Raw genomic sequence first — 21,144 nt, forward strand, 5'->3', positions numbered from 1 at the left:
AAGCGGAATAATAATAAAACCCAGTGGCGACATTTTTTGACTCTGCCCCGTAACTCTACGCAGACGTTAAGGCGTGCCTTGCCACCTTTCATGAGAACAACCATGTCCATAGAAGAGCAACAACTCAACCCGCGTGCCGGTTTCAAACAGGAAATGCAGACGCGCCATATTGTCATGTTGGCATTGGGCGGCGTGATTGGTACCGGGCTGTTTCTCACGTCCGGATACACCGTTAACCAGGCCGGTCCGTTAGGTGCGGTCATTGCTTACATCATCGGCGCACTCATGGTCTACATGGTCATGATGTGCCTGGGCGAGTTGGCGGTGCAGATGCCGGAAACCGGCTCCTTCAGCACCTACGCCACGCGCTTTCTCGGCCCGGGTACCGGCTACACCGTGGCCTGGCTGTATTGGCTGACGTGGACCGTGGCCATCGGCTCGGAATTCACCGCCGCCGGTATCCTCATGGTGCGCTGGTTCCCGGACACGCCGGTGTGGATCTGGAGTGCGCTGTTCGCTGGCGTGGTGTTCCTGACCAACGTGATCTCGGTGCGTTTGTTTGCCGAGACCGAGTTCTGGTTGTCCTTGATCAAAGTAGTGACGGTGGTGGTGTTCCTGATCATCGGCGGCGGGGCGATTCTCGGCCTGTTGCATATCGATCAGGCGCACAGCACTGGCCTGGGTAACTTCACCCGCGAGGGCTTGTTCCCCACCGGTTTCATGTCGATTGCCATGACCCTGTTGGCGGTGTCCTTCGCCTTCTCCGGTACGGAGTTGATCGGTATCGCTGCCGGTGAAACCAAGGACCCTCAGCGCAATGTGCCGCGGGCCATTCGCACGACCGTGTTGCGTCTGGCGATCTTTTTCGTCGGCACCATCTTCGTCCTGGCGACGCTGTTGCCCCGCGAGCAGGCCGGTTTGGTGGAGAGCCCGTTTGTCACGGTGTTCACCTACATCGGCATTCCTTACTCCGCCGACATCATGAACTTCGTGATCATCACGGCGCTGTTGTCTGCGGCCAACTCCGGGTTGTACGCGGCCTCGCGGATGCTCTGGACCTTAAGCGACCAGGGCCACCTGCCTAAGCAGTTCTCTAACCTGACCCGCATGGGGACGCCGTTGAATGCCATCGTATTGAGCATGTTCGGCGGCGGCGCCTCGTTGCTCAGTAGCGTGTTTGCCGCTGACACCGTCTACCTGGCGCTGGTGTCGATTTCCGGGCTGGCGGTCGTGGTGGTGTGGATGAGCATCGCCGCGAGCCAGATCGCGTTCCGCCGTCACTATGTGGCCAATGGCGGTGATGTCCGCGACCTCAAGTTCCGCGTCCGGGGTTATCCGTGGGTGCCTCTGGGAGCGCTGGTCTGCTGCAGCCTGGCCTGCGTCGGGATCGCTTTCGACCCCGAGCAGCGGGTGGCGCTGTACTTCGGTTTGCCATTCATCGCCTGGTGCTACTTCGTGTATTACATTACCCGCAAGAGCCGCGAGCGACGCTTGTCGCTTGCCCCCTTGGCACAACCGTCCGATGCATTCTAGACAGGGTGGGCAAGCGTGCTCGGTGCGGGGGGCGTCAATGAGGTCCAGACCATGAAGCAAAAGCCGTTACCCCCATTGAACTGGCTGCGGGCATTCGAGGTGTCTGCCCGCTGTCTGAACTTTACCCACGCCGCCGAGGAACTGTTTTTGACCCAGGGCGCGGTCAGCCAGCAGATCCGCCAATTGGAAAGCCATCTGGGGGTGGCGCTGTTCAAGCGCTTGCCCCGTGGCTTGGGGCTGACCGAGGAAGGCCAAGCCTATCTGCCGGTGGTGCAGGATGCGATCACTCGGCTGGCGGTGGGGACCAACGAGATTTTTGGCCAGCACAAACGCCGGCCGATCAAGGTGCGTGGCAGCCTGGCGTTTTTCGTCCATTGGCTGGCGCCCAAACTGGTCGACTTTCGTCAGGCCCATCCCCATGTCTACATCCGCTATATCAGCAACATTTGGGTCAAGGAGCTGGATGGCGAAGACGATATGGAAATTCGCTGGGGTCATGGTCAATGGCCCGGCCTGGTCTCGCAACGGCTGACCTGGGACACCTTGTTTCCGGTCTGCTCGCCCGCCCTGATGGCGCGCTCGCCGCTGAAGGTCGCGGCCGACGTGGCCCAGCATCCGTTGCTACATGTTCTGGGTTACGAAGAGGGCTGGGGTTACTGGTTGAACATGGTCGGAGCGGACACCGTCGATTCGTCGACCGGCATGCAGTTCGACACGCTGATCTGCACCTTGCGCATGGCCGAGTTGGGGCAGGGGATTGCCCTGGCCCGCTCCTCGATGGTCGACGAGATGCTCCAGGACGGGCGTCTGGTTGAACCCTTCGCCCAGCGCATCGAAGCCAGCGAATCGTTTTATCTGGTACGCGGTTCGGGGGCCGACCAGCATCCCGACGCGGTCATGTTTTCTACCTGGCTGGTCGAGCAGGCCCATCGTTATAAATGAATGGCCGGAGCCAACCATGCACTATGTGAGTACACGAAATTCGGCCACGCAGGTCGATTTTGAAAAGGTCGTGTTATCCGGTATTGCCGAGGACGGCGGACTGTTCGTGCCCTTCGAGTTGCCGCTGTTCGAACCCCAGGACATGGCCAATTGGTCGATCTTGGCCTATGACGAACTGGCCTATCGGGTCATGAGTCCGTTTGTGGGGCGGGCCATCCCTGACGTGGATCTCAAGCGCATGCTCAAAGAGGCGAGCCGCCGCTTCAGTCATCGCTCCGTGGCGCCCTTGCATCAGGTCGACCGCAACGAATGGGTGCTGGAGCTGTTCCACGGGCCTACCGGTTCCTCGAAGGATTTTGCCGCCCAGTTGCAGGCGCAGTTGGTGCAGTATTTTCTGCACAAACGCCAGCGCCGCGCGGTGGTGCTCGGCGCTACCAACGGTGATACCGGGCTGGCGGCCATCGAGGCGTTCAAGCACTGTGACGACAGCGTCGTGGTGGTGTTCTATCCGGCGTCCGGCGTACCACAGAATCAGTTGCAGCATCTGCAGGCGGTGGCTCACCCGAATGTCCACACGTTCGCCGTCAACGGTAGCTTCGATGAGTGCCAGACCATCGTGAACCGGCTGTTCCGGCAGTGGCCATGCACGCAGCACGAGGCAATCAGTTTCAACTCCAGCAACTGGGTCAGTGTGTTGGCGCAACTGGTGTTTTATTTCCACGCCGTGCTGCAACTGGGAGGGGCTCAGCGTCTGATTGGTTTCAGCGTGCCCGCCGCGAGTTTTGCCGAGGTCTATGCCGGTTACATTGCGCAGAAAATGGGCCTGCCGATCACCCAGATGATCGTTGCGACCAATCAGAACGACGCGTTGCATCAGTTGTTTCTGAAGAACCACTACTCCAGGTTGCGAACCAACAAGACGCTGTCGCCGGCCATGGACCTGTCGATTTTTTCCAACCTTGAACGTTTCCTCTGGGAGCTCTACGGGCATGACGATCAGGCGGTGAGCGCGCTGATGGCCGCGTTCGAATCCAGCGGCGAGATGACCATCGCCAACGAGTGCTGGTTGCAGGCGCGGATGATCATCGACTCCTACGCAGTCAGCGATGACGAAACCCTGGAGGAAATGACCTCGCTGTACCGTGACACCGGTTACGTCATTGATCCTCACACCGCCACCGGCGTCCTGGCCGCTCGACTGTACCGCCGCAGCCTGGTCGCGCCGATGGTCACCCTGGGGGAAATCTCACCGGCCAAATCGGCCGTGCTGCTCGGCGAATTGGGGATCGGCGCGCCGGCGCCAAACAGCCCGCTCGTGGAGCAGGGCCCGGCACAGCATTACCGGATTCAACCGGACGACCTCGACACCATCCATCAGTTGCTCGGCGCGCTGTGACGGCGTTGCACCAGGAGGTCACGTGAAGCGCATTCTGGACCCGCTCGATGAACGTATCATCGCTGAGCTGCGGCTCAATGCCCGGGCGGCCCACGCCGAGCTGGCGACCAAGGTCAATCTGTCGCGCAATGCCGTGCGCCAACGGATCGAACGGCTCGAGCGCGACGGTGCGATACAGGGTTATACGCTGCGCACGGGGGAGGGGCGACAAGCCTCTTCGAGCATCAATGCGGTGATTTTTGTCTATCGCTACGACCGCATGCGCGGCGCGGATGTGCTGCAGGCTTTGCAGGCAATACCGGAAGTCATCGGGTGCGATGTCATGAGCGGCGAGTTCGACCTGATGCTGCGCGTCGGCGCTGCGAGCCCGGAGCGGGTGCATAAGGTCTGGAATGAAATCTCCGCGCTGCCGGGAGTGGAAAACACGGTGACTTCATTCGTTTTATCGTCTGTCGTCTAGCCGGTTTTTTGCTGTGAAAAAGTCAACGTCGGTTGGCTTTTTTTATGCCCGGACGCTTTGCCCAGGCACTGGTCAAAACGCCCATGAAATAGAGCAAATTGGCATATTTCACTGCCGAGGGCGTGTGCCTAATCTAGTGCCAACAACCCATCACCCAGATCAAGGGCAATAAGAATATGACTGAATACAAACTGGCGCTGGTCGGCTTCGGTGGTGTCAACCGGGCGTTGGCTCAGCTGATTGCCGAACGTAACGACAGCTGGAAAAACGAACTGGGTTTTACCCTGAAAATCGTCGGCGTCACTGATCTGTTCCTCGGTTCGGTGATCGGTCGCGACGGCTTGGATGCCGCGCTGCTGGCCAATCTTCCGGCGGTCAAGGGGGCCTTCGCGCAACTGCCGGGTGGCGAAGCCGATGCCCTCAACGAAGCGGTGATCAAAGAGTCCGGTGCGGACATCATTGCCGAAGCGACCTTTACCAACCCGGTGGATGGCGAGCCGGCGACTTCGTTCTGCCGCTGGGCGCTGGAGAACGGCAAACATGTGGTCACCACCAACAAGGGGCCGATTGCCCTGCACGGTGGCGAGCTGAAAGACCTGGCCCAGCGCAATAACGTCGCCTTTGAATACGAAGGTTCGGTGATGAGCGGCACACCGGTGATCCGCCTGGCTAGGCAGTTGCTGGCGGGCAGTTCGGTTGTCGGTTTCGAGGGGATTCTCAATGGCACATCCAACTTCGTCCTGACCCGCATGGAAGGCGGCCTGGGTTTTGCCGAGGCGGTCAGCGAGGCACAGGCATTGGGGTATGCCGAAGCCGACCCAACGGCGGATGTCGAGGGGCACGATGTGCGTCTGAAGGTGGTGATTCTGGCCAACGAGCTGCTGGACGCCAAGCTGAACGTCAACGATGTCAGTTGCAGCGGGATTGCCTCACTCGGCCTTGGCGACATCGAAAAAGCCCGGCAGGACGGGGCACGCTGGAAGCTGATCGGCGCGGCTACGCGGCATGCCGATGGTTCGGTCAGTGCCAGTGTCGAGCCGCGCCGGTTGAACCATGATCATCCGCTGGCCGCTATTTGCGGCGCCACCAATGCCGTGTCGTTCGCCACCGATCTGCTCGGCGCGGTGACGGTTTCGGGGCCGGGAGCTGGGCGCACGGAAACAGCGTTTGCGTTGCTGTCGGACATCATCAGCATCCATCAGTCTGTTGCGCACAACTAGGAGAACGCCTGTGAATCTATCGAGTCTTGCGCTGGCTGCCGTGGCGCCGCACATCGAAGTCTTCAACCCCTTTGACGGGACCGTTGTCGGGACCGTCGCGGATGTTTGTGCATCGCAGGTTCCGCAGTTGCTGGTGCAGGGTCGCAGCGGTGCGCAAGCCTGCGCCGCACTGCCGCGTCATCGTCGGGCACGCATTCTCGAACAGGCCGCCTTGCACATCGAACGCGATGCCCCGGCATTTGCCCGGCTGATTGTCGAAGAAGCCGGCAAGACCCTCAAGCAGGCGGAAAAAGAGGTCAAACGCTGCGTCAACACCCTCAAACTTTCTGCCGAAGAGGCCAGGCGCAATGCCGGGGAAGTGGTGCCGTTCGATGCCTATGAGGGCTCCGAGTCGCGCCAGGGCTGGTTCTCTCGCGAGCCGCTGGGCCTGATCGTCGCGATCACCCCGTACAACGATCCATTGAATCTGGTGGCGCACAAGCTCGGTCCGGCCATTGCCGGCGGCAACGCGCTGATTCTCAAACCGTCTGAGCTGGCGCCGTTGTCGGCGATCAAATTGGTCTCGTATCTGGTTGAGGCCGGGTTGCCCGAGTCGGTGGTCACCGTCGCCACCGGCGGCGCGGAATTGGCCAAGGCCTTGGTCGCCTGCCGTGAGGTGCGGATGATTTCCTTTACTGGCGGCTTCGTCACCGGCGAGCAAATTGCCTGCACGGCCGGCCTGAAGAAGCTCGCCATGGACTTGGGCGGCAATGCGCCGGTGATCGTCATGGCGGACTGCAACCTTGCGGCCGCCGTCGACAGTTGCCTGTCCGGGGCCTTCTGGGCGGCGGGACAGAACTGCATCGGCACTCAGCGCCTGCTGATCCAGGCGTCGATCTACGAGCTGTTCCGCGAGCACTTCGTCAGCCTGGCGCAGAAACTGGTGACCGGCGACCCATTGCTTGCCAGCACCGACATCGGCCCGATGATTACCCCCCAAGCGGCGCAGAATGCCGAGCAGGTGGTAAACGAAGCGTTGAAGGAAGGTGCCCGGTTACTTTGCGGCCACCGGCGCCAGGGCCCGTGCTACGCCGCCACCGTGCTGGAAAACGTCGATCATGCCAGTCGCCTGTGGCGCAACGAAGTGTTTGCCCCAGTGGTCGTGTTGCAGCCTTTCGAAACCTTCGAGGAGGCCATCGCGTTGGCCAATGAACCCGAATACAGCCTGCACGCGGGGATCTTCACCAATGACCTGGCGACGGCGATGAGTGCGGCGCGGCGGATCGAGGCGGGTGGCGTGATGATCAACGACTCGTCCGACTATCGTTTTGATGCGATGCCGTTTGGCGGCTCCAAGTACGGCAGCCTCGGCCGGGAAGGCGTGCGCTTTGCCTATGAGGAAATGACCCAGCCCAAAGTGGTGTGTCTGAACACCTTGGGTTAAGCGATTCACGGCAAATAAAATCAGGTCGTTTGGCATTGGGAAGGTCTGGTCACCCGCCCAATGCATTTTTCTAGCATTAGCCATGCATTATCTGCCGCGTCGCACGGGCACCTCCCGGTGGTTCTTGTTATCCTGGCTGCCCTCTTTCATGGACGAATACCGAGACAAGCCATGGCTAACCTCACCCCGTCACGCCTCGGGAAGATGCTTCAGGGGCTGCTCTTTGCCCTGATTGGTATCAGCTTGTTGGGCATTGCTGTCAATCTCACGCTTGAACGACGCGAATTCCTCGCCCACGCACAGACCGCCGATGGCATCGTCAGTCGCTTGAATGCCGGTGGTTCGCATCCCGAGATCGCCTTCACCACCCGCAGTGGTGAAAAGATTTCCTACCCCCAGGGCGGCTTTATTTTTGGCTATCAGCAGGGTCAGCCGGTGCGGGTGTATTACCTGCCCGAGCAGCCGGCCAGTAGCGCCATGGTCGATACCCCTGCCGCACTGTGGGCCACTCCCGGGTTACTTGGTTGTATAGGGCTGCTGTTCACCCTTGCCGGCCTGTTAAGGGGCATCCGTCCGCGCGGTCGCGGCGCAGTTCATTCACATAAAGGACTTTGAACGATGAGCTACAACATCCCGATCCCACTCAATGCCAGTCGCTGGCAGTATCAGACCGCAAGCGGTGGCGGTCTGACCGTAGCCCTGGTGGCCGGCAGTGGCGGTTCGATCATCCTGCGTTCGCCCCAGGGCGAGAACGTCAGCTACCGCTACGGCGGCGTCGGAGTGGGGATCGGATTTGGCGCGCGCCTGCCGCGTTTCGGCAAGATCAATATCCAGGTCAAGGGTAAGAGCGTAGCGGCAGCCGGTGCGGCGGAGGCTTTTCCCAGCACTGGCATGGTGTTTGTCAGCGACGCCCTGGTCGGCCGTGACCTGACCAGTGACGACATCACCGGGCCTTGCCTGTATACCGAAGTGGGGGCGGGGCTGGTGGTCGGCGGTTCGGCCATGGCGCTTTTGTTCGGGCTTGATCCCAAGCTGCTCGCGTTGGCGGCGGTTCTAAGCTCCAACCCGGCGACCTCGCTCATTGCCTCCGCCACGGTCAACCGGCAGTTGCTGCAGTCGGCCAAGGGCGCGGTAGTCATGGCCGGCATGAACGCTGGCGTGCAGGCCGGTGGTGGCGCCGTGATCAGCATGGGCTATCTGTTCTAGTCGCGCAGAGCGGGTCGATATAGCGCCCACAAAAAAGCCGCGAATAAACGCGGCTTCTTTGATTCCGACAACGCTTAGACGTTGAAGCGGAAGTGCATCACATCGCCATCTTTGACGATATATTCCTTACCTTCCAGGCGCCATTTCCCGGCTTCCTTTGCACCGGCTTCACCCTTGTACTGGATGAAGTCGTTGTAGGCGATCACTTCGGCGCGGATAAAGCCTTTTTCAAAGTCGGTGTGGATCACGCCGGCAGCCTGTGGCGCGGTGGCGCCGACCTTGACGGTCCAGGCGCGGACTTCTTCGACACCGGCGGTGAAGTAGGTTTGCAGGCTGAGCATTTCGTAACCGGCGCGGATCACGCGGTTCAGGCCAGGCTCTTCCAGGCCCAGGGCCTCGAGGAACATGTCCTTTTCTTCGCCGTCATCGAGCTCGGCGATTTCTGCTTCGATCTTGTTGCACACCGGCACCACGATCGCGCCTTCTTCGTCGGCGATGGCCTTGACCACGTCGAGCAGCGGGTTGTTCTCGAAGCCGTCTTCCGCGACGTTGGCGATGTACATCACCGGCTTGGTGGTCAGCAGGTGGAAGCCCTTGACCACGGCCTTCTCGTCAGCGCTCATGGTCTTCATCAGGCTGCGTGCCGGCTTGCCCACAGTGAAGTGAGCGATCAGTTGCTCCAGCAGGCCTTTCTGGACCACGGCGTCCTTGTCGCCACCCTTGGCGTTACGCGCAACTTTCTGCAGTTGCTTCTCGCAGCTGTCGAGGTCGGCGAAGATCAGTTCCAGGTCGATGATCTCGATGTCGCGTTTCGGGTCGACGCTGTTGGAGACGTGAATCACGTTCTCGTCTTCAAAGCAGCGGACCACGTGGGCGATGGCATCGGTTTCGCGGATGTTGGCCAGGAACTTGTTACCCAGGCCTTCGCCTTTCGACGCACCGGCCACCAGGCCGGCGATGTCGACGAATTCCATGGTGGTCGGCAGGACGCGCTTGGGGTTGACGATCAGCGCCAGTGCATCCAGGCGCGTATCCGGCATCGGCACGATACCCGTGTTGGGTTCGATGGTGCAGAAGGGGAAGTTCTCCGCCGCAATACCGGACTTGGTCAGCGCGTTGAACAGGGTGGATTTGCCGACGTTGGGCAGGCCGACGATGCCGCAATTGAATCCCATGGTGTTTCCCCTCGGAAAAGAGTCAGGCCTTCTGGCTGTGCAGGTTTTTCATCGCGCGGTTCCATTCCCCGGCGAGGATATCCGGCAGCACGCCGAGGGCAAAATCGATGCAGGCATCGAGTTTTTCCTGTTCGGCGCGTGGCGCACGACCCAGGACGAAATTTGAAACCATACTGGCAACGCCTGGGTGGCCAATGCCGAGCCGCAGGCGGTAAAAGGTATTCTGATTGCCCAACTGCGCGATGATGTCGCGCAGGCCATTGTGCCCGCCATGCCCGCCGCCTTGCTTGAGCTTGGCAACGCCGGGTGGCAGGTCCAGTTCGTCATGGGCCACCAGGATCTCTTCGGGTTTGATCCGGAAGAACCCCGCAAGCGCCGCGACAGCCTGGCCGCTGCGGTTCATGTAGGTGGTGGGAATCAACAGACGAACATCCTGACCCTGATGCGAAAAGCGTCCGGTCAGGCCGAAATACTTGCGATCGGCCACCAGGTTTACACCTTGGGCGTGGGCGATGCGCTCAACAAAAAGGGCCCCCGCGTTATGCCGGGTCTGTTCGTATTCGGCGCCTGGATTTCCCAGGCCAACGATCAGTTTAATGGCAGTCACGACAGGGGCCCTTCCTTTGGAGTTGTGGATAACATTGCCGACCTGAGTGCGGCGAAAGTGGACGACAAGAGATCATTTACTCAAGAGTAAACGCCGCGTTATCGCCCGCTTTCTCGCTACGTTTCGGTCCGCGATGTTTCCTCAAGCTCCGGCAATACAGAGTGAATTACTCTGCAGCGCCTTCTTCAGCTTCTGGAGCAACGCGTGGAGCGTGAACGTTGGCAACCGCTTTGTCATCACCGTGAACCAGTGCGACAAACTCAACGCCTTTAGGGGCTTTGAGGTCGGACAGGTGGATGATTTCGCCGATTTCCATAGCCGACAGGTCGACTTCGATGAACTCAGGCAGGTCTTTCGGCAGGCAGGTCACTTCGATCTCGGCAACAACGTGCGAAACTTCGCCGCCTTTCTTGATCGGAGCTTCTTCACCAACAAAGTGCACAGGCACGATGGCGGTCAGTTTCTGGCCGGCAACGACGCGAACGAAGTCAGCGTGCAGCACGTGGCCTTTAGCTGGGTGACGTTGCAGCGCCTTGATGATGACGTTCTGCTTGGTGCCGCCGATGTTCAGCGAGATGATGTGGCTGTAGGCCGCATCGTTTTCCAGCAGTTTGGCAACTTCTTTAGCCAGCATGCTGATGGATTCAGGGGCTTTTTCGCCACCGTAAACTACAGCTGGAACCAGGCTTGCGAGACGACGCAGGCGGCGGCTCGCACCTTTCCCCAGGTCGGAACGCACTTCAGCATTCAGAATAAATTCGTTCATGTTGTATCTCCAAAATAACCACATTCGCCCCAGCGTTTGCGACCAGCGCTAAAGGCGATATGGGCAAAAAAGCCCCGCCCCAACAATATGCTGGGGCGGGGCGCTTTTCGTCAGTGAGGTGATCCGTTGGTTTGACCCTTAACGGAACATCGCACTGATCGATTCTTCGTTACTGATGCGGCGAACCGCTTCGGCAACTACCGGTGCGATATCCAGTTGACGGATACGCGAACAGGCTTGAGCAGCAGCGGACAACGGGATGGTGTTGGTCACCACCAGTTCGTCCAGCATTGAGTTCTCGATGTTCTCGATCGCTCGGCCCGACAGCACAGGGTGCGTGCAGTAGGCGAAGACTTTTGCCGCACCGTGCTCTTTCAAGGCTTTAGCCGCGTGGCACAGGGTGCCGGCGGTGTCGACCATGTCATCAACCAGAATACAGGTACGCCCTTCGACATCACCGATGATATGCATCACTTCAGAGTGATTGGCTTTCTCGCGGCGTTTGTCGATGATCCCGAGATCAACGCCCAAGGATTTGGCAACAGCCCGTGCACGCACGACGCCACCAATGTCCGGGGACACGATCATCAGGTTTTCAAAGCGCTGGTCTTCGATGTCATCCACCAATACGGGGGAGCCGTAGATGTTATCTACCGGAATATCGAAGAACCCCTGGATTTGGTCAGCGTGCAGGTCAACCGTGAGAACACGGTCGATGCCTACCACGGTGAGCATGTCAGCCACGACTTTCGCGCTGATAGCCACACGTGCGGAACGCGGACGGCGATCCTGACGGGCATAACCAAAGTAAGGGATTACAGCTGTGATTCGAGTCGCTGAGGAGCGGCGGAAGGCATCAGCCATCACGACGAGTTCCATCAGGTTATCGTTGGTCGGAGCGCAGGTCGGCTGAATAATGAAGACGTCTTTACCGCGAACGTTTTCATTGATCTCGGCGGTAATTTCGCCGTCGGAGAACTTACCGACAGAGATGTCACCGAGAGGGATATGCAGCTGACGAACGACACGTCGAGCCAGATCGGGGTTGGCGTTCCCCGTAAAGACCATCATCTTGGACACGCGCAGTACCTAGAGGCTGAGGGTAACCTGGATGAGTAAAGGAAAATGGCAGGGGCGGCTGGATTCGAACCAACGCATGGCAGGATCAAAACCTGCTGCCTTACCGCTTGGCGACGCCCCTGTATCTGTTGCAACGAGTACCCAGTACTCGGTTCCTTTTAGAGCAGACTTTGCAGCTTGCGATGCAACATCGAAACGTTGCTTCCTTTTGCCACAAACCCTGTAAGGGTCTCTGTAAGAAGGGCCGAGACTTTATCAGCTTCAGCTTTGTTTGGGAAGCCCCCAAACACACAACTTCCAGTGCCGGTTAATTTTGCTTCGGTAAATTTACCTAACAAACTCAAAGCGTTACGTACTTCTGGGTAACGCCTTGCTACAACCGGTAAGCAGTCATTTCGACTGTTTCCCTTGGGAACGGGGCGCACTTTAATGGGAGGAGAGTTACGTGTCAACAGCGGATCTGAAAAAATTTCTGCTGTACTTACAGATACTTGCGGGACAAGCACGACATACCACGGCTCTTCCGGGTATTCAGGGGTGAGTTTTTCCCCCACACCCTCGGCAAAAGCAGCGTGCCCGCGCACGAAAACCGGGACGTCGGCACCCAGGGTCAGGCCCAGCGTGGCCAGGCGATCGAGGTCCCAGCCGAGCTGCCACAAGTGGTTCAGACCCAGCAGTGTGGTCGCGGCATTCGAGCTGCCGCCACCGATGCCGCCGCCCATGGGCAGGACTTTATCGATCCAGATGTCGATGCCGAGCGTGCAGCCGGATTGTGCCTGAAGTTTTTTCGCGGCCTTCACGATCAGGTTGCTGTCGTGGGGCACGCCTTCGAGTTCGGTGTGCAGTCGGATCACGCCATCGTCGCGTAGGGCGAACGTCAGTTCATCGCCGTAGTCGAGAAATTGAAACAGCGTCTGCAACTCGTGGTAGCCGTCTTCGCGGCGACCCAGAATGTGCAGCATCAGATTGAGTTTGGCCGGGGAGGGCAGGGTCAGTTTCTCTACGCTCACGTTATTGCCCCAGCTTGCGCGGTTGCCAGTCCTTGATCACCAGCGTGACGTCAAGGTCGGTGCCGTGCAGTTTGATCCGTTCAGGCAGCCAATAACCGCTCTGCTGCACGTAGCTCAGGTATTCGACCTTCCAGCCGTCCTGTTCCAGGGACGCCAGGCGGCTATCGCCATTGAGGCTCAGGCGGCTTTTGCTGTCAGGTGCGGGCAAGCCGCGTACCCACCATACCAGGTGCGACACCGGCAACTTCCAGCCGATCTGCTCTTCCAGCAGCGCCTCCGGGGAGGCGGCTTCGTAGCGACCCTGGTTGGCCACTTCGAGGCTGACTTGCCCCGGTCGGCCGGTCAGGCGGGCGGCGCCTCGACCCAACGGGCCGGACAAGCGGATATCGAAGTAATCCTGGCGTTGCAGCCAGAACAAGGTGCCGCTGCCGGAATCTTTCGGCGCACGCACCCCGACTTTTCCTTCGATCTGCCAGCCATCAATGCTGCTGAGCTGTGCCTTGTGCTGTTTCCATTGCGCCGGGCTGCCCTGGCCTTCAACGGATTCGCGGGCGCCAAAGCCCGCACAACCGGCGAGCAAGGCGATGAAGCTGAAAACAATAAAGTGGCGCAAGAACATAAACTTAAAGGGTCTCGGAACCGGTCAGGCGCTTGATGGTGCTGCGCAGGATGGGGCTTTCGGGTTGTTCCTTGAGGAACTTTTCCCAGATTTGTCGGGCTTCGCGCTGTTTGCCGTTGGCCCAGAGCACTTCGCCCAGGTGTGCAGCGACTTCCTGGTCGGGGAAGCGCTCCAGCGCCATGCGCAGCAGGCGCTCAGCCTCGTCCAGGTTGCCCAGGCGGTAATTCACCCAGCCCAGGCTGTCGAGTACGGCCGGGTCTTCCGGGTTGAGCTTGTGGGCCTGTTCGATCAGCACCTTGGCTTCGGCGTAACGCGTGGTGCGGTCGGACAAGGTGTAACCCAGGGCATTGAGCGCCATGGCGTTTTCCGGATCGCGCTTGATGATCAGGCGCAGGTCCTTTTCCATCTGTGCCAGGTCATTGCGTTTTTCCGCCTGCATCGCGCGGGTGTAGAGCAGGTTCAGATCGTCGGGGTATTGCAGCAAGGCTTGTTGCAAGACTTTCCAGGCGCGCTCGCCCTGATGGTTGGCCGACAAGGTCTCGGCCTGGATCAGGTACAGCTGGATCGCGTAGTCCGGTTCAGCCTCGCGGGCCGCAGCCAGGCGTTTTTCCGCCTCGTCGGTGCGGCCGTTGCTCATCAGGATGTCGGCCTGGCGCAACTGGGCGGGCAGGTAATCGTTGCCGGGACCGACCTGGGCGTATTCGAGCAGGGCGGCCTGGGGGTCGTTGTTTTCTTCGGCGACGCGGCCGAGGTTCAGGTGCGCCGAGTCCACGTGGCTTTCGCGCTCGATCAACTCTTCCAGGTAGCCCTTGGCCTCGTCCCAGGCCTTGGCTTCCAGGCACACCAGCGCCAGGGAGTAGCGCAATTCGTCATCGTCCGGGTATTGCTGGACCAGGTTGGCGAACTGCACTTTGGCGTCCTCCATGCGGTCCTGCTCCACCAGCGTGCGCGCGTAAGTCAGGCGCAGGCGCTTGTCGTCCGGGTATTTCTTGATGCTTTTTTCCAGCAGCGGAATCGCTTCTTTGCCGCGATTGAGGTTCTGCAGCAGGCGGGCGCGCAGCAAGATCGGCGCAATCTCGCCTTCTTCCGGCGGGTTCTGTTCGAGCAGCTTCAGTGCGGCTTCGGCTTCGTCGTCCTGTTGCAGCAGCAAGGCCTTGCCGAACACGAGCTGGCTGTTCTTCGGGTGTTTTTGCAGCAGGCGGTCGAAACTCTTCATCAGCCCGTTGCGCGTGTCCGGGTCGGTGTCGGCCGCCGACAGCGCAAGAAAGTCGAAATGAGTGTCGCCCTTGCCCTGCAGGACTTTCTCCATATAGGCCATGGAGTCGTCGTAGCGCCCGGAGCGCGCCAATTGAATGGCCGCCGCCCGTTGGGCTTCCAGATCGTCCGGCGCGTTTTTCGCCCAGATCAGCGAAGTGTCCAGTGCGGCCTGATCGGCCCCCAGGTACTCGGCGATGCGAAACGCCCGCTCCGAGATCCCCGGATCTTGCGTATTGATGGCCTGGGTCACGTAATTATCCAGCGCAATATCGAAACGATTGCGCTGGCCAGCCAGTTCTGCGGTCAGCAGGCTGTACACCGTTTCTTCGCTGAACGAGGAGTAAACCTTGGGTTTTTCAGGGGCTGGGGTGCTCTCTTCCACCGGCGGTGTACCGTCCGGCGACACGGGGGCCATGGCCTGGCAGCCGTTGAGGAAGACAAAAGCAAGGAGCAACGCGGAGGATCTATTCATATAGGAAGAGGACGACTAACCTGCGGTCGGATCATCATGACACAAGCCTTCGGCCAAACATAACCGAGTCTCAATGGATGCCTTTATAGGCACAACGCATAGGGACAATAGACGACGGTGGTTGTTCTGAATCTATCGAAGTAGGACAATTGTCGGCTTCCCGACATCATCAGCGATATTGAATGGCCTTCCTTGCACTCGGTATTAACCACAAAACTGCCTCCGTAGACGTGCGCGAGCGCGTGGCGTTTACGCCTGAGCAGTTGGTTGAGGCCTTGCAGCAGCTCTGCCGACTCACCGACAGCCGCGAAGCTGCGATCCTTTCGACCTGCAATCGCAGCGAGCTTTATATAGAGCAGGAGCATCTTTCAGCGGATGTCGTACTGCGCTGGCTGGCCGATTACCACCATTTGGACGTCAACGACCTGCGCGCGAGCGCTTATGTGCATGAGGACGATGCGGCAGTTCGTCACATGATGCGTGTGGCGTCCGGTCTCGATTCGCTGGTATTGGGCGAGCCGCAGATCCTCGGCCAGATGAAGTCCGCCTACGCTGTGGCGCGTGAGGCCGGCACCGTGGGGCCGCTGCTGGGGCGCCTGTTCCAGGCCACGTTCAATTCCGCCAAGCAGGTGCGCACCGACACTGCCATCGGGGAAAACCCGGTGTCCGTGGCATTTGCCGCCGTCAGCCTGGCCAAACAGATTTTCAGCGACTTGCAGCGCAGCCAGGCCTTGCTGATCGGTGCCGGTGAGACCATCACCCTGGTCGCCCGCCACCTGCACGACCTCGGCGTGAAGCGTATCGTCGTCGCCAACCGTACCCTGGAGCGTGCCAGCATCCTGGCCGAACAGTTCGGCGCCCACGCCGTGCTGTTGGCGGACATCCCGGCCGAACTGGTGCGCAGCGACATCGTGATCAGTTCTACCGCCAGCCAGTTGCCGATCCTGGGTAAAGGCGCGGTGGAAAGCGCGCTGAAGCTGCGCAAGCACAAGCCGATCTTCATGGTCGATATTGCCGTTCCCCGCGATATCGAGCCGGAAGTCGGCGAGTTGGACGACGTTTACCTGTATAGCGTCGACGATCTGCACGAAGTGGTCGCCGAAAACCTCAAGAGTCGCCAGGGCGCGGCCCAGGCCGCCGAGGAAATGGTCAGCGTCGGCGCCGAAGATTTCATGGTGCGCCTGCGCGAACTGGCGGCGGTGGACGTGCTCAAGGCGTATCGTCAACAGGGCGAACGCCTGCGCGACGAGGAGTTGAGCAAGGCCCAGCGTTTGTTGGCCAATGGCGGCAACGCCGAAGACGTGCTGATGCAACTGGCCCGTGGCTTGACCAACAAATTGCTGCACGCCCCCAGCGTACAACTGAAAAAACTCACTGCCGAAGGCCGCCTCGATGCGCTGGCCATGGCGCAGGAACTCTTTGCCCTCGGTGAGGGCGCGTCAGATAGCTCTTCGGATAAAAAACCGCAATGAAAGCGTCACTGCTCAACAAACTGGACGTGCTCCAGGACCGTTTCGAAGAACTGACCGCCTTGCTCGGCGACGGCGAGGTCATCTCCGATCAGACCAAGTTCCGTGCTTATTCCAAGGAATACGCCGAAGTTGAGCCCATTGTGGTCACCTACCAGAACCTGTTGAAAGTACAGGCCGACCTTGAAGGCGCCCAGGCGCTGCTCAAGGACAGCGACCCGGACATGCGTGAAATGGCCGTGGAAGAAGTCCGTGAGGCCAAAGACAAATTGGCCGAGCTCGAAGGCGACCTGCAACGCATGCTGCTGCCCAAGGACCCCAACGACGGGCGCAACGTCTTCCTCGAAATCCGCGCCGGCACCGGCGGCGACGAGGCGGCGATTTTCTCCGGCGACCTGTTCCGCATGTATTCGCGTTATGCCGAACGGCGCGGCTGGCGCATCGAGATCCTGTCCGAGAACGAGGGCGAACACGGCGGCTATAAAGAAGTCATCGCCCGCGTCGAAGGCGACAACGTGTACGGCAAGTTGAAATTCGAATCCGGTGCGCACCGCGTGCAGCGGGTGCCGGCCACCGAATCCCAAGGCCGTATCCACACCTCGGCGTGTACCGTGGCGGTGTTGCCCGAGCCGGACGAGCAGGAAGCCATCGAGATCAACCCGGCGGACCTGCGCGTCGACACCTACCGTTCATCCGGTGCCGGTGGTCAGCACATCAACAAGACCGACTCGGCGATCCGCATCACGCACTTGCCGTCGGGCATCGTGGTGGAGTGCCAGGAAGAGCGTTCCCAGCACAAGAACCGGGCGCGGGCCATGTCCTGGCTGTCGGCCAAGCTGAATGACCAGCAAACCAGCGCCGCCGCCAACGCGATTGCCAGTGAACGCAAGCTGCTGGTGGGTTCGGGCGACCGTTCCGAGCGCATCCGCACCTACAACTTTGCCCAGGGCCGGGTCACCGACCACCGGGTCAACCTCACGCTCTACTGCCTGGACGAGATTCTCGCCGGTGGCATCGACGCGGTGATCGAGCCATTGCTCGTCGAATACCAGGCCGACCAATTGGCGGCGATAGGTGAATAAATGACCATCATCGCCAGCCTGCTCCGCGCCGCCGAGCTGCCCGACTCGCCCACCGCACGCCTGGACGTGGAGCTGTTGCTCGCGGCTGCCCTGGGCAAGTCCCGCAGCTACCTGCACACCTGGCCGGAAAAAATCGTCAGCAGCGAAGCCGCGTTGACCTTCGCGGATTACCTGCAACGCCGCCGCGCCGGTGAGCCGGTGGCCTATATCCTCGGCCAGCAAGGCTTCTGGAAGCTGGACCTGGAGGTCGCGCCCCACACGCTGATCCCACGCCCGGACACCGAACTGCTGGTCGAGGCGGCCCTGGAATTGTTACCCGCAACCCCGGCCAAGGTGCTCGACCTCGGCACTGGCAGCGGTGCCATCGCCCTGGCCCTGGCCAGTGACCGCCCGGCCTGGCACGTCACCGCCGTCGACCGCGTACTCGAAGCCGTGGCCCTGGCCGAACGCAATCGCCAACGCCTGAACCTGCACAACGCCACCGTGCTCAACAGTCATTGGTTCAGCGCGTTGCAGGGCCACACCTACGATCTGATCATCAGCAACCCGCCCTACATCGCCGCCAACGACCCGCACCTGGTGGCCGGCGATGTGCGCTTTGAGCCGGCCAGCGCGCTGGTAGCCGGTCATGACGGGTTGGACGACCTGCGCCTGATCATCGCCGACGCGCCAGCGCACCTCGCTGCTGGCGGTTGGCTGTTGCTGGAACACGGTTACGACCAGGCCGCAGCGGTGCGTGACCTGTTGCTGAGCCAAGGCTTTGAAGGCGTACACAGCCGCATCGACCTCGGCGGCCACGAACGCATCAGCCTGGGACACCGGCCGTGCTGACCGATCAGGAGCTGTTGCGCTATAGCCGACAGATTCTGTTGCAGCAGGTCGACATCGACGGCCAATTGCGCCTGAAAAATGCCCGCGCCTTGATCGTCGGCCTCGGCGGCCTGGGCGCGCCCGTGGCGCTGTACCTGGCGGCCGCCGGTGTCGGCGAGTTGCACCTGGCAGATTTCGACACCGTCGACCTGACCAACCTGCAACGCCAGATCATCCATGACACCGACAGCGTCGGCCTGAGCAAGGTCGATTCGGCCATCCGCCGTCTGAGCGCGATTAACCCTGAGGTCAAACTGCTCACTCACCGGACTGCGCTGGATGCCGATTCCCTGGCGGCGGCGGTGGCGGCGGTGGATGTAGTGCTCGATTGCAGCGACAATTTTTCCACCCGCGAAGCGGTCAACGCCGCCTGCGTGGCCGCCGGCACACCGTTGGTCAGCGGCGCGGCGATCCGCCTGGACGGGCAACTGTCGGTGTTCGACCCGCGCCGCGCCGACAGCCCGTGTTACCACTGTTTATACGGGCACGGCAGCGACACCGAACTGACCTGCAGCGAAGCCGGCGTGGTTGGCCCGCTGGTCGGTCTGGTGGGCAGCCTGCAGGCGCTTGAAGCGTTGAAATTGCTCGCCGGTTTCGGCGAGCCCTTGGTCGGACGCTTGTTGCTGATCGATGCCTTGACCACACGTTTCCGTGAGTTGCGCGTCAAGCGCGACCCCGGTTGCAGCGTGTGTGGGACGCACCGTGGTTAAGGATGCACCGATCGGTGTGTTCGACTCCGGCATCGGCGGGTTGACGGTGCTGGAGGAAATCCAGCAACTGTTGCCCCATGAGTCGCTGCTGTACGTCGCCGATTGCGGGCACATCCCCTACGGCGAGAAAACCCCTGCCTTTATTTACGAGCGTTCACACCGGGTCGCCGAGTTTTTCCGCGAGCAGGGCGCGAAGGCCTTTGTGATTGCCTGCAACACGGCGACCGTCGCCGCCGTGGCCGATTTGCGCCAGGACTACCCCGACTGGCCGCTGGTGGGCATGGAGCCCGCCGTCAAACCCGCCGCCGCCGCGACCCGCAGTGGCGTGGTCGGTGTGCTCGCCACCACTGGCACCCTGCAAAGTGCCAAGTTCGCCGCGTTACTCGACCGTTTTGCCACCGATGTGCGGGTGATTACCCAGCCGTGCCCGGGCCTGGTAGAACTGATTGAAACCGGCGACCTGGGCAGCCCGGCCCTGCGCCAGCTATTGCAAGGCTATATCGATCCGCTGCTCAGCGCCGGTTGCGACACCATTATCCTCGGCTGCACCCACTACCCCTTCCTCAAGCCGCTCCTGGCCCAGATGTTGCCCCCCAGCATCAGCCTGATCGACACCGGCGCCGCCGTGGCTCGCCAACTCAAGCGCCTGCTGGGCGAACGCGATCTGCTGGCCACCGGCAAGCCGGAGCCTGCCCAGTTCTGGACCAGCGGCGATGTGTATCACCTAAGAAATATCCTACCGACACTATGGAAACATCCCGGAGTTGTGAGAAGCTTCTGCTTGTGAAAATTTCGTGAATTTTCGCCGTTAGACGCTGAACGTCTGGCACTGCGTTGGCTTCTATAGGTGAGATTGTCTGTGTAAAACCCTATAACTTCGATCGGAAAGGATGTTTCTATATGAAGCGCTTGTTCTGTTTGGCTGCGATTGCAGCCGTTGTGGTGGGACACTCTTTTTCGGCGCAGGCCGCCGGTCTTGAGTTTGGCCTGGGGGCCACCAGTGATTCGACGCTCACCTATCGATTGGGGCTGACGTCGGATTGGGACAAGAGCTGGATGCAGAGCGACGTCGGTCGCCTGACCGGCTATTGGAGTGGCGCTTACACCTATTGGGAAGGTGATCACCGTGCAGGCGCGAGCAGCCTGTCGTTCTCGCCGGTGTTTGTGTACGAGTTCGCCGGGGAGTCGGTAAAGCCTTACATCGAGGCCGGGATCGGGGTGGCGGCGTTTTCCCGCACGCGGCTGGAAGACAACAACCTTGGCCAGGCTTTCCAGTTCGAAGACCGCCTGGGCTTCGGTTTGCGCTTTAACGGCGGGCATGAAGTGGGCATTCGGGCGTTGCATTATTCCAACGCCGGAATCAGCGACCATAACGACGGCGTAGAAAGCTACTCGTTGCACTACACGATGCCGCTGTAACTTCAGAACCCTGCAAAACCCTGTGGGAGGGAGCTTGCCCCCGATAGCGCAGTGTCAGTCGCAGAATTTGCCAACTGACCCACGGCTATCGGGAGCAAGCCCCCTCCCACATTGAGATCAGCGGTAAGCCGTCGCTATCCCTTCGCGCTCGGTCAGGCATTCCGGTGCGCCCATCTCGAACTCCCGGCAAATCAGCGGCCGACGCTCATAAATCGTACACATCATCGTGTTGCGATCCAGCGCCGCGCACCAGCCGTCGTCCAGGCGCAGCATGACTTCGCCGCCCCAATCATCGGTGTCGATATAGCGCTCGGGCACGCCCGTGTCGGTGATCAGCATGACTTCCAGCTGGCAGCAGCAGGCCGCGCACGTCGAGCAGGTGACGACGGGGTCGGTGATTTGGGTATGGGGGATGTTGGTCATAGGCG

General features: G+C 60.5%; 22 protein-coding genes and 1 tRNA gene. 14 read left to right on the top strand and 9 right to left on the bottom strand.

What is annotated here, in order from left to right:
- The first annotated feature begins 102 nt into the window (after nucleotides 1–102).
- From ACP7CJ_RS14925 to ACP7CJ_RS14960, 8 genes are all read left to right on the top strand, one after another.
- Entirely contained in the window at nucleotides 103–1,533 is a 1,431-nt protein-coding gene (locus tag ACP7CJ_RS14925; RefSeq protein WP_276196427.1) for an amino acid permease, read from the top strand.
- A gap of 51 nt (nucleotides 1,534–1,584) precedes the next feature.
- Nucleotides 1,585–2,475: a LysR substrate-binding domain-containing protein gene (locus tag ACP7CJ_RS14930; RefSeq protein WP_276196428.1), complete on the top strand. Its 891-nt coding sequence runs from the start codon at nucleotides 1,585–1,587 to the stop codon at nucleotides 2,473–2,475.
- A 16-nt stretch (nucleotides 2,476–2,491) separates the two neighbouring features.
- Complete coding sequence (thrC, locus tag ACP7CJ_RS14935) at nucleotides 2,492–3,871, top strand: threonine synthase (protein WP_276196429.1); 1,380 nt, start codon at nucleotides 2,492–2,494, stop codon at nucleotides 3,869–3,871.
- Between the two features lie 22 nt (nucleotides 3,872–3,893).
- A complete protein-coding gene (locus tag ACP7CJ_RS14940) occupies nucleotides 3,894–4,331 on the top strand; it encodes an Lrp/AsnC family transcriptional regulator (protein WP_276196430.1) in 438 nt (145 codons plus the stop codon).
- Between the two features lie 176 nt (nucleotides 4,332–4,507).
- The gene (locus tag ACP7CJ_RS14945) at nucleotides 4,508–5,551 is read left to right on the top strand and encodes a homoserine dehydrogenase (protein WP_276196431.1); all 1,044 of its coding nucleotides are present in this window, start codon (nucleotides 4,508–4,510) and stop codon (nucleotides 5,549–5,551) included.
- Between the two features lie 10 nt (nucleotides 5,552–5,561).
- Nucleotides 5,562–6,974: an aldehyde dehydrogenase family protein gene (locus ACP7CJ_RS14950; RefSeq protein ID WP_426100763.1), complete on the top strand. Its 1,413-nt coding sequence runs from the start codon at nucleotides 5,562–5,564 to the stop codon at nucleotides 6,972–6,974.
- A 171-nt stretch (nucleotides 6,975–7,145) separates the two neighbouring features.
- Nucleotides 7,146–7,589, top strand: a complete 444-nt coding sequence (locus ACP7CJ_RS14955; protein WP_276196433.1) for a DUF3592 domain-containing protein — start codon at nucleotides 7,146–7,148, stop codon at nucleotides 7,587–7,589.
- A gap of 3 nt (nucleotides 7,590–7,592) precedes the next feature.
- On the top strand, nucleotides 7,593–8,180 hold the full coding sequence (locus tag ACP7CJ_RS14960) for a hypothetical protein (protein ID WP_276196434.1): 588 nt from the start codon (nucleotides 7,593–7,595) through the stop codon (nucleotides 8,178–8,180).
- A gap of 74 nt (nucleotides 8,181–8,254) precedes the next feature.
- Here the strand turns inward: ACP7CJ_RS14960 and ychF are convergent, their stop codons facing one another.
- The 8 genes from ychF to ACP7CJ_RS15000 form a co-directional block, all read right to left on the bottom strand.
- Nucleotides 8,255–9,355 carry a redox-regulated ATPase YchF gene (gene ychF / locus ACP7CJ_RS14965; protein ID WP_426100761.1) on the bottom strand — a complete coding sequence of 367 codons (1,101 nt, stop codon included), beginning with the start codon at nucleotides 9,353–9,355 and terminating at the stop codon, nucleotides 8,255–8,257.
- 22 nt (nucleotides 9,356–9,377) lie between these two features.
- Nucleotides 9,378–9,962, bottom strand: a complete 585-nt coding sequence (gene pth, locus ACP7CJ_RS14970; RefSeq protein ID WP_017844407.1) for an aminoacyl-tRNA hydrolase — start codon at nucleotides 9,960–9,962, stop codon at nucleotides 9,378–9,380.
- A gap of 166 nt (nucleotides 9,963–10,128) precedes the next feature.
- Nucleotides 10,129–10,728 (bottom strand): 50S ribosomal protein L25/general stress protein Ctc, encoded by a 600-nt coding sequence (locus ACP7CJ_RS14975; protein ID WP_247397494.1) that lies wholly within the window; start codon nucleotides 10,726–10,728, stop codon nucleotides 10,129–10,131.
- 138 nt (nucleotides 10,729–10,866) lie between these two features.
- Nucleotides 10,867–11,808: a ribose-phosphate pyrophosphokinase gene (locus tag ACP7CJ_RS14980; protein WP_003208392.1), complete on the bottom strand. Its 942-nt coding sequence runs from the start codon at nucleotides 11,806–11,808 to the stop codon at nucleotides 10,867–10,869.
- Between the two features lie 46 nt (nucleotides 11,809–11,854).
- Nucleotides 11,855–11,929, bottom strand: a tRNA-Gln gene (locus ACP7CJ_RS14985).
- Nucleotides 11,930–11,966: 37 nt separating this feature from the next.
- Nucleotides 11,967–12,818, bottom strand: coding sequence for a 4-(cytidine 5'-diphospho)-2-C-methyl-D-erythritol kinase (gene ispE, locus ACP7CJ_RS14990; protein WP_276196435.1), 852 nt, complete (start codon nucleotides 12,816–12,818; stop codon nucleotides 11,967–11,969).
- A 1-nt stretch (nucleotide 12,819) separates the two neighbouring features.
- Nucleotides 12,820–13,437, bottom strand: coding sequence for a lipoprotein insertase outer membrane protein LolB (gene lolB, locus ACP7CJ_RS14995; RefSeq protein WP_276196436.1), 618 nt, complete (start codon nucleotides 13,435–13,437; stop codon nucleotides 12,820–12,822).
- 4 nt (nucleotides 13,438–13,441) lie between these two features.
- The gene (locus tag ACP7CJ_RS15000) at nucleotides 13,442–15,166 is read right to left on the bottom strand and encodes a tetratricopeptide repeat protein (protein ID WP_276196437.1); all 1,725 of its coding nucleotides are present in this window, start codon (nucleotides 15,164–15,166) and stop codon (nucleotides 13,442–13,444) included.
- A 182-nt stretch (nucleotides 15,167–15,348) separates the two neighbouring features.
- Between ACP7CJ_RS15000 and hemA the strand changes: the two genes are divergently transcribed.
- The 6 genes from hemA (at nucleotide 15,349) to ACP7CJ_RS15030 (ending at nucleotide 20,716) form a co-directional block, all read left to right on the top strand.
- Nucleotides 15,349–16,638: a glutamyl-tRNA reductase gene (gene hemA, locus ACP7CJ_RS15005; protein WP_276196438.1), complete on the top strand. Its 1,290-nt coding sequence runs from the start codon at nucleotides 15,349–15,351 to the stop codon at nucleotides 16,636–16,638.
- Nucleotides 16,635–17,717: a peptide chain release factor 1 gene (gene prfA / locus ACP7CJ_RS15010; RefSeq protein ID WP_276196439.1), complete on the top strand. Its 1,083-nt coding sequence runs from the start codon at nucleotides 16,635–16,637 to the stop codon at nucleotides 17,715–17,717. The genes hemA and prfA overlap by 4 nt, the downstream gene beginning before the upstream one ends.
- On the top strand, nucleotides 17,718–18,548 hold the full coding sequence (prmC, locus tag ACP7CJ_RS15015; RefSeq protein ID WP_276196440.1) for a peptide chain release factor N(5)-glutamine methyltransferase: 831 nt from the start codon (nucleotides 17,718–17,720) through the stop codon (nucleotides 18,546–18,548).
- Nucleotides 18,542–19,297 carry a molybdopterin-synthase adenylyltransferase MoeB gene (locus tag ACP7CJ_RS15020; RefSeq protein WP_276196441.1) on the top strand — a complete coding sequence of 252 codons (756 nt, stop codon included), beginning with the start codon at nucleotides 18,542–18,544 and terminating at the stop codon, nucleotides 19,295–19,297. The genes prmC and ACP7CJ_RS15020 overlap by 7 nt, the downstream gene beginning before the upstream one ends.
- Nucleotides 19,290–20,084 carry a glutamate racemase gene (gene murI / locus ACP7CJ_RS15025; protein WP_426100759.1) on the top strand — a complete coding sequence of 265 codons (795 nt, stop codon included), beginning with the start codon at nucleotides 19,290–19,292 and terminating at the stop codon, nucleotides 20,082–20,084. Before ACP7CJ_RS15020 ends, murI begins: the two co-directional genes overlap by 8 nt.
- A gap of 113 nt (nucleotides 20,085–20,197) precedes the next feature.
- Nucleotides 20,198–20,716, top strand: coding sequence for an acyloxyacyl hydrolase (locus tag ACP7CJ_RS15030; protein WP_276196443.1), 519 nt, complete (start codon nucleotides 20,198–20,200; stop codon nucleotides 20,714–20,716).
- A gap of 117 nt (nucleotides 20,717–20,833) precedes the next feature.
- Here ACP7CJ_RS15030 and ACP7CJ_RS15035 read toward each other — a convergent pair whose 3' ends face one another.
- Nucleotides 20,834–21,139, bottom strand: a complete 306-nt coding sequence (locus tag ACP7CJ_RS15035; RefSeq protein WP_276196444.1) for a YkgJ family cysteine cluster protein — start codon at nucleotides 21,137–21,139, stop codon at nucleotides 20,834–20,836.
- Nucleotides 21,140–21,144: the final 5 nt, after the last annotated feature.

This window comes from Pseudomonas sp. PSPC3-2 (assembly GCF_049897085.1).
Taxonomy (GTDB): Bacteria; Pseudomonadota; Gammaproteobacteria; order Pseudomonadales; family Pseudomonadaceae; genus Aquipseudomonas; species Aquipseudomonas paraveronii.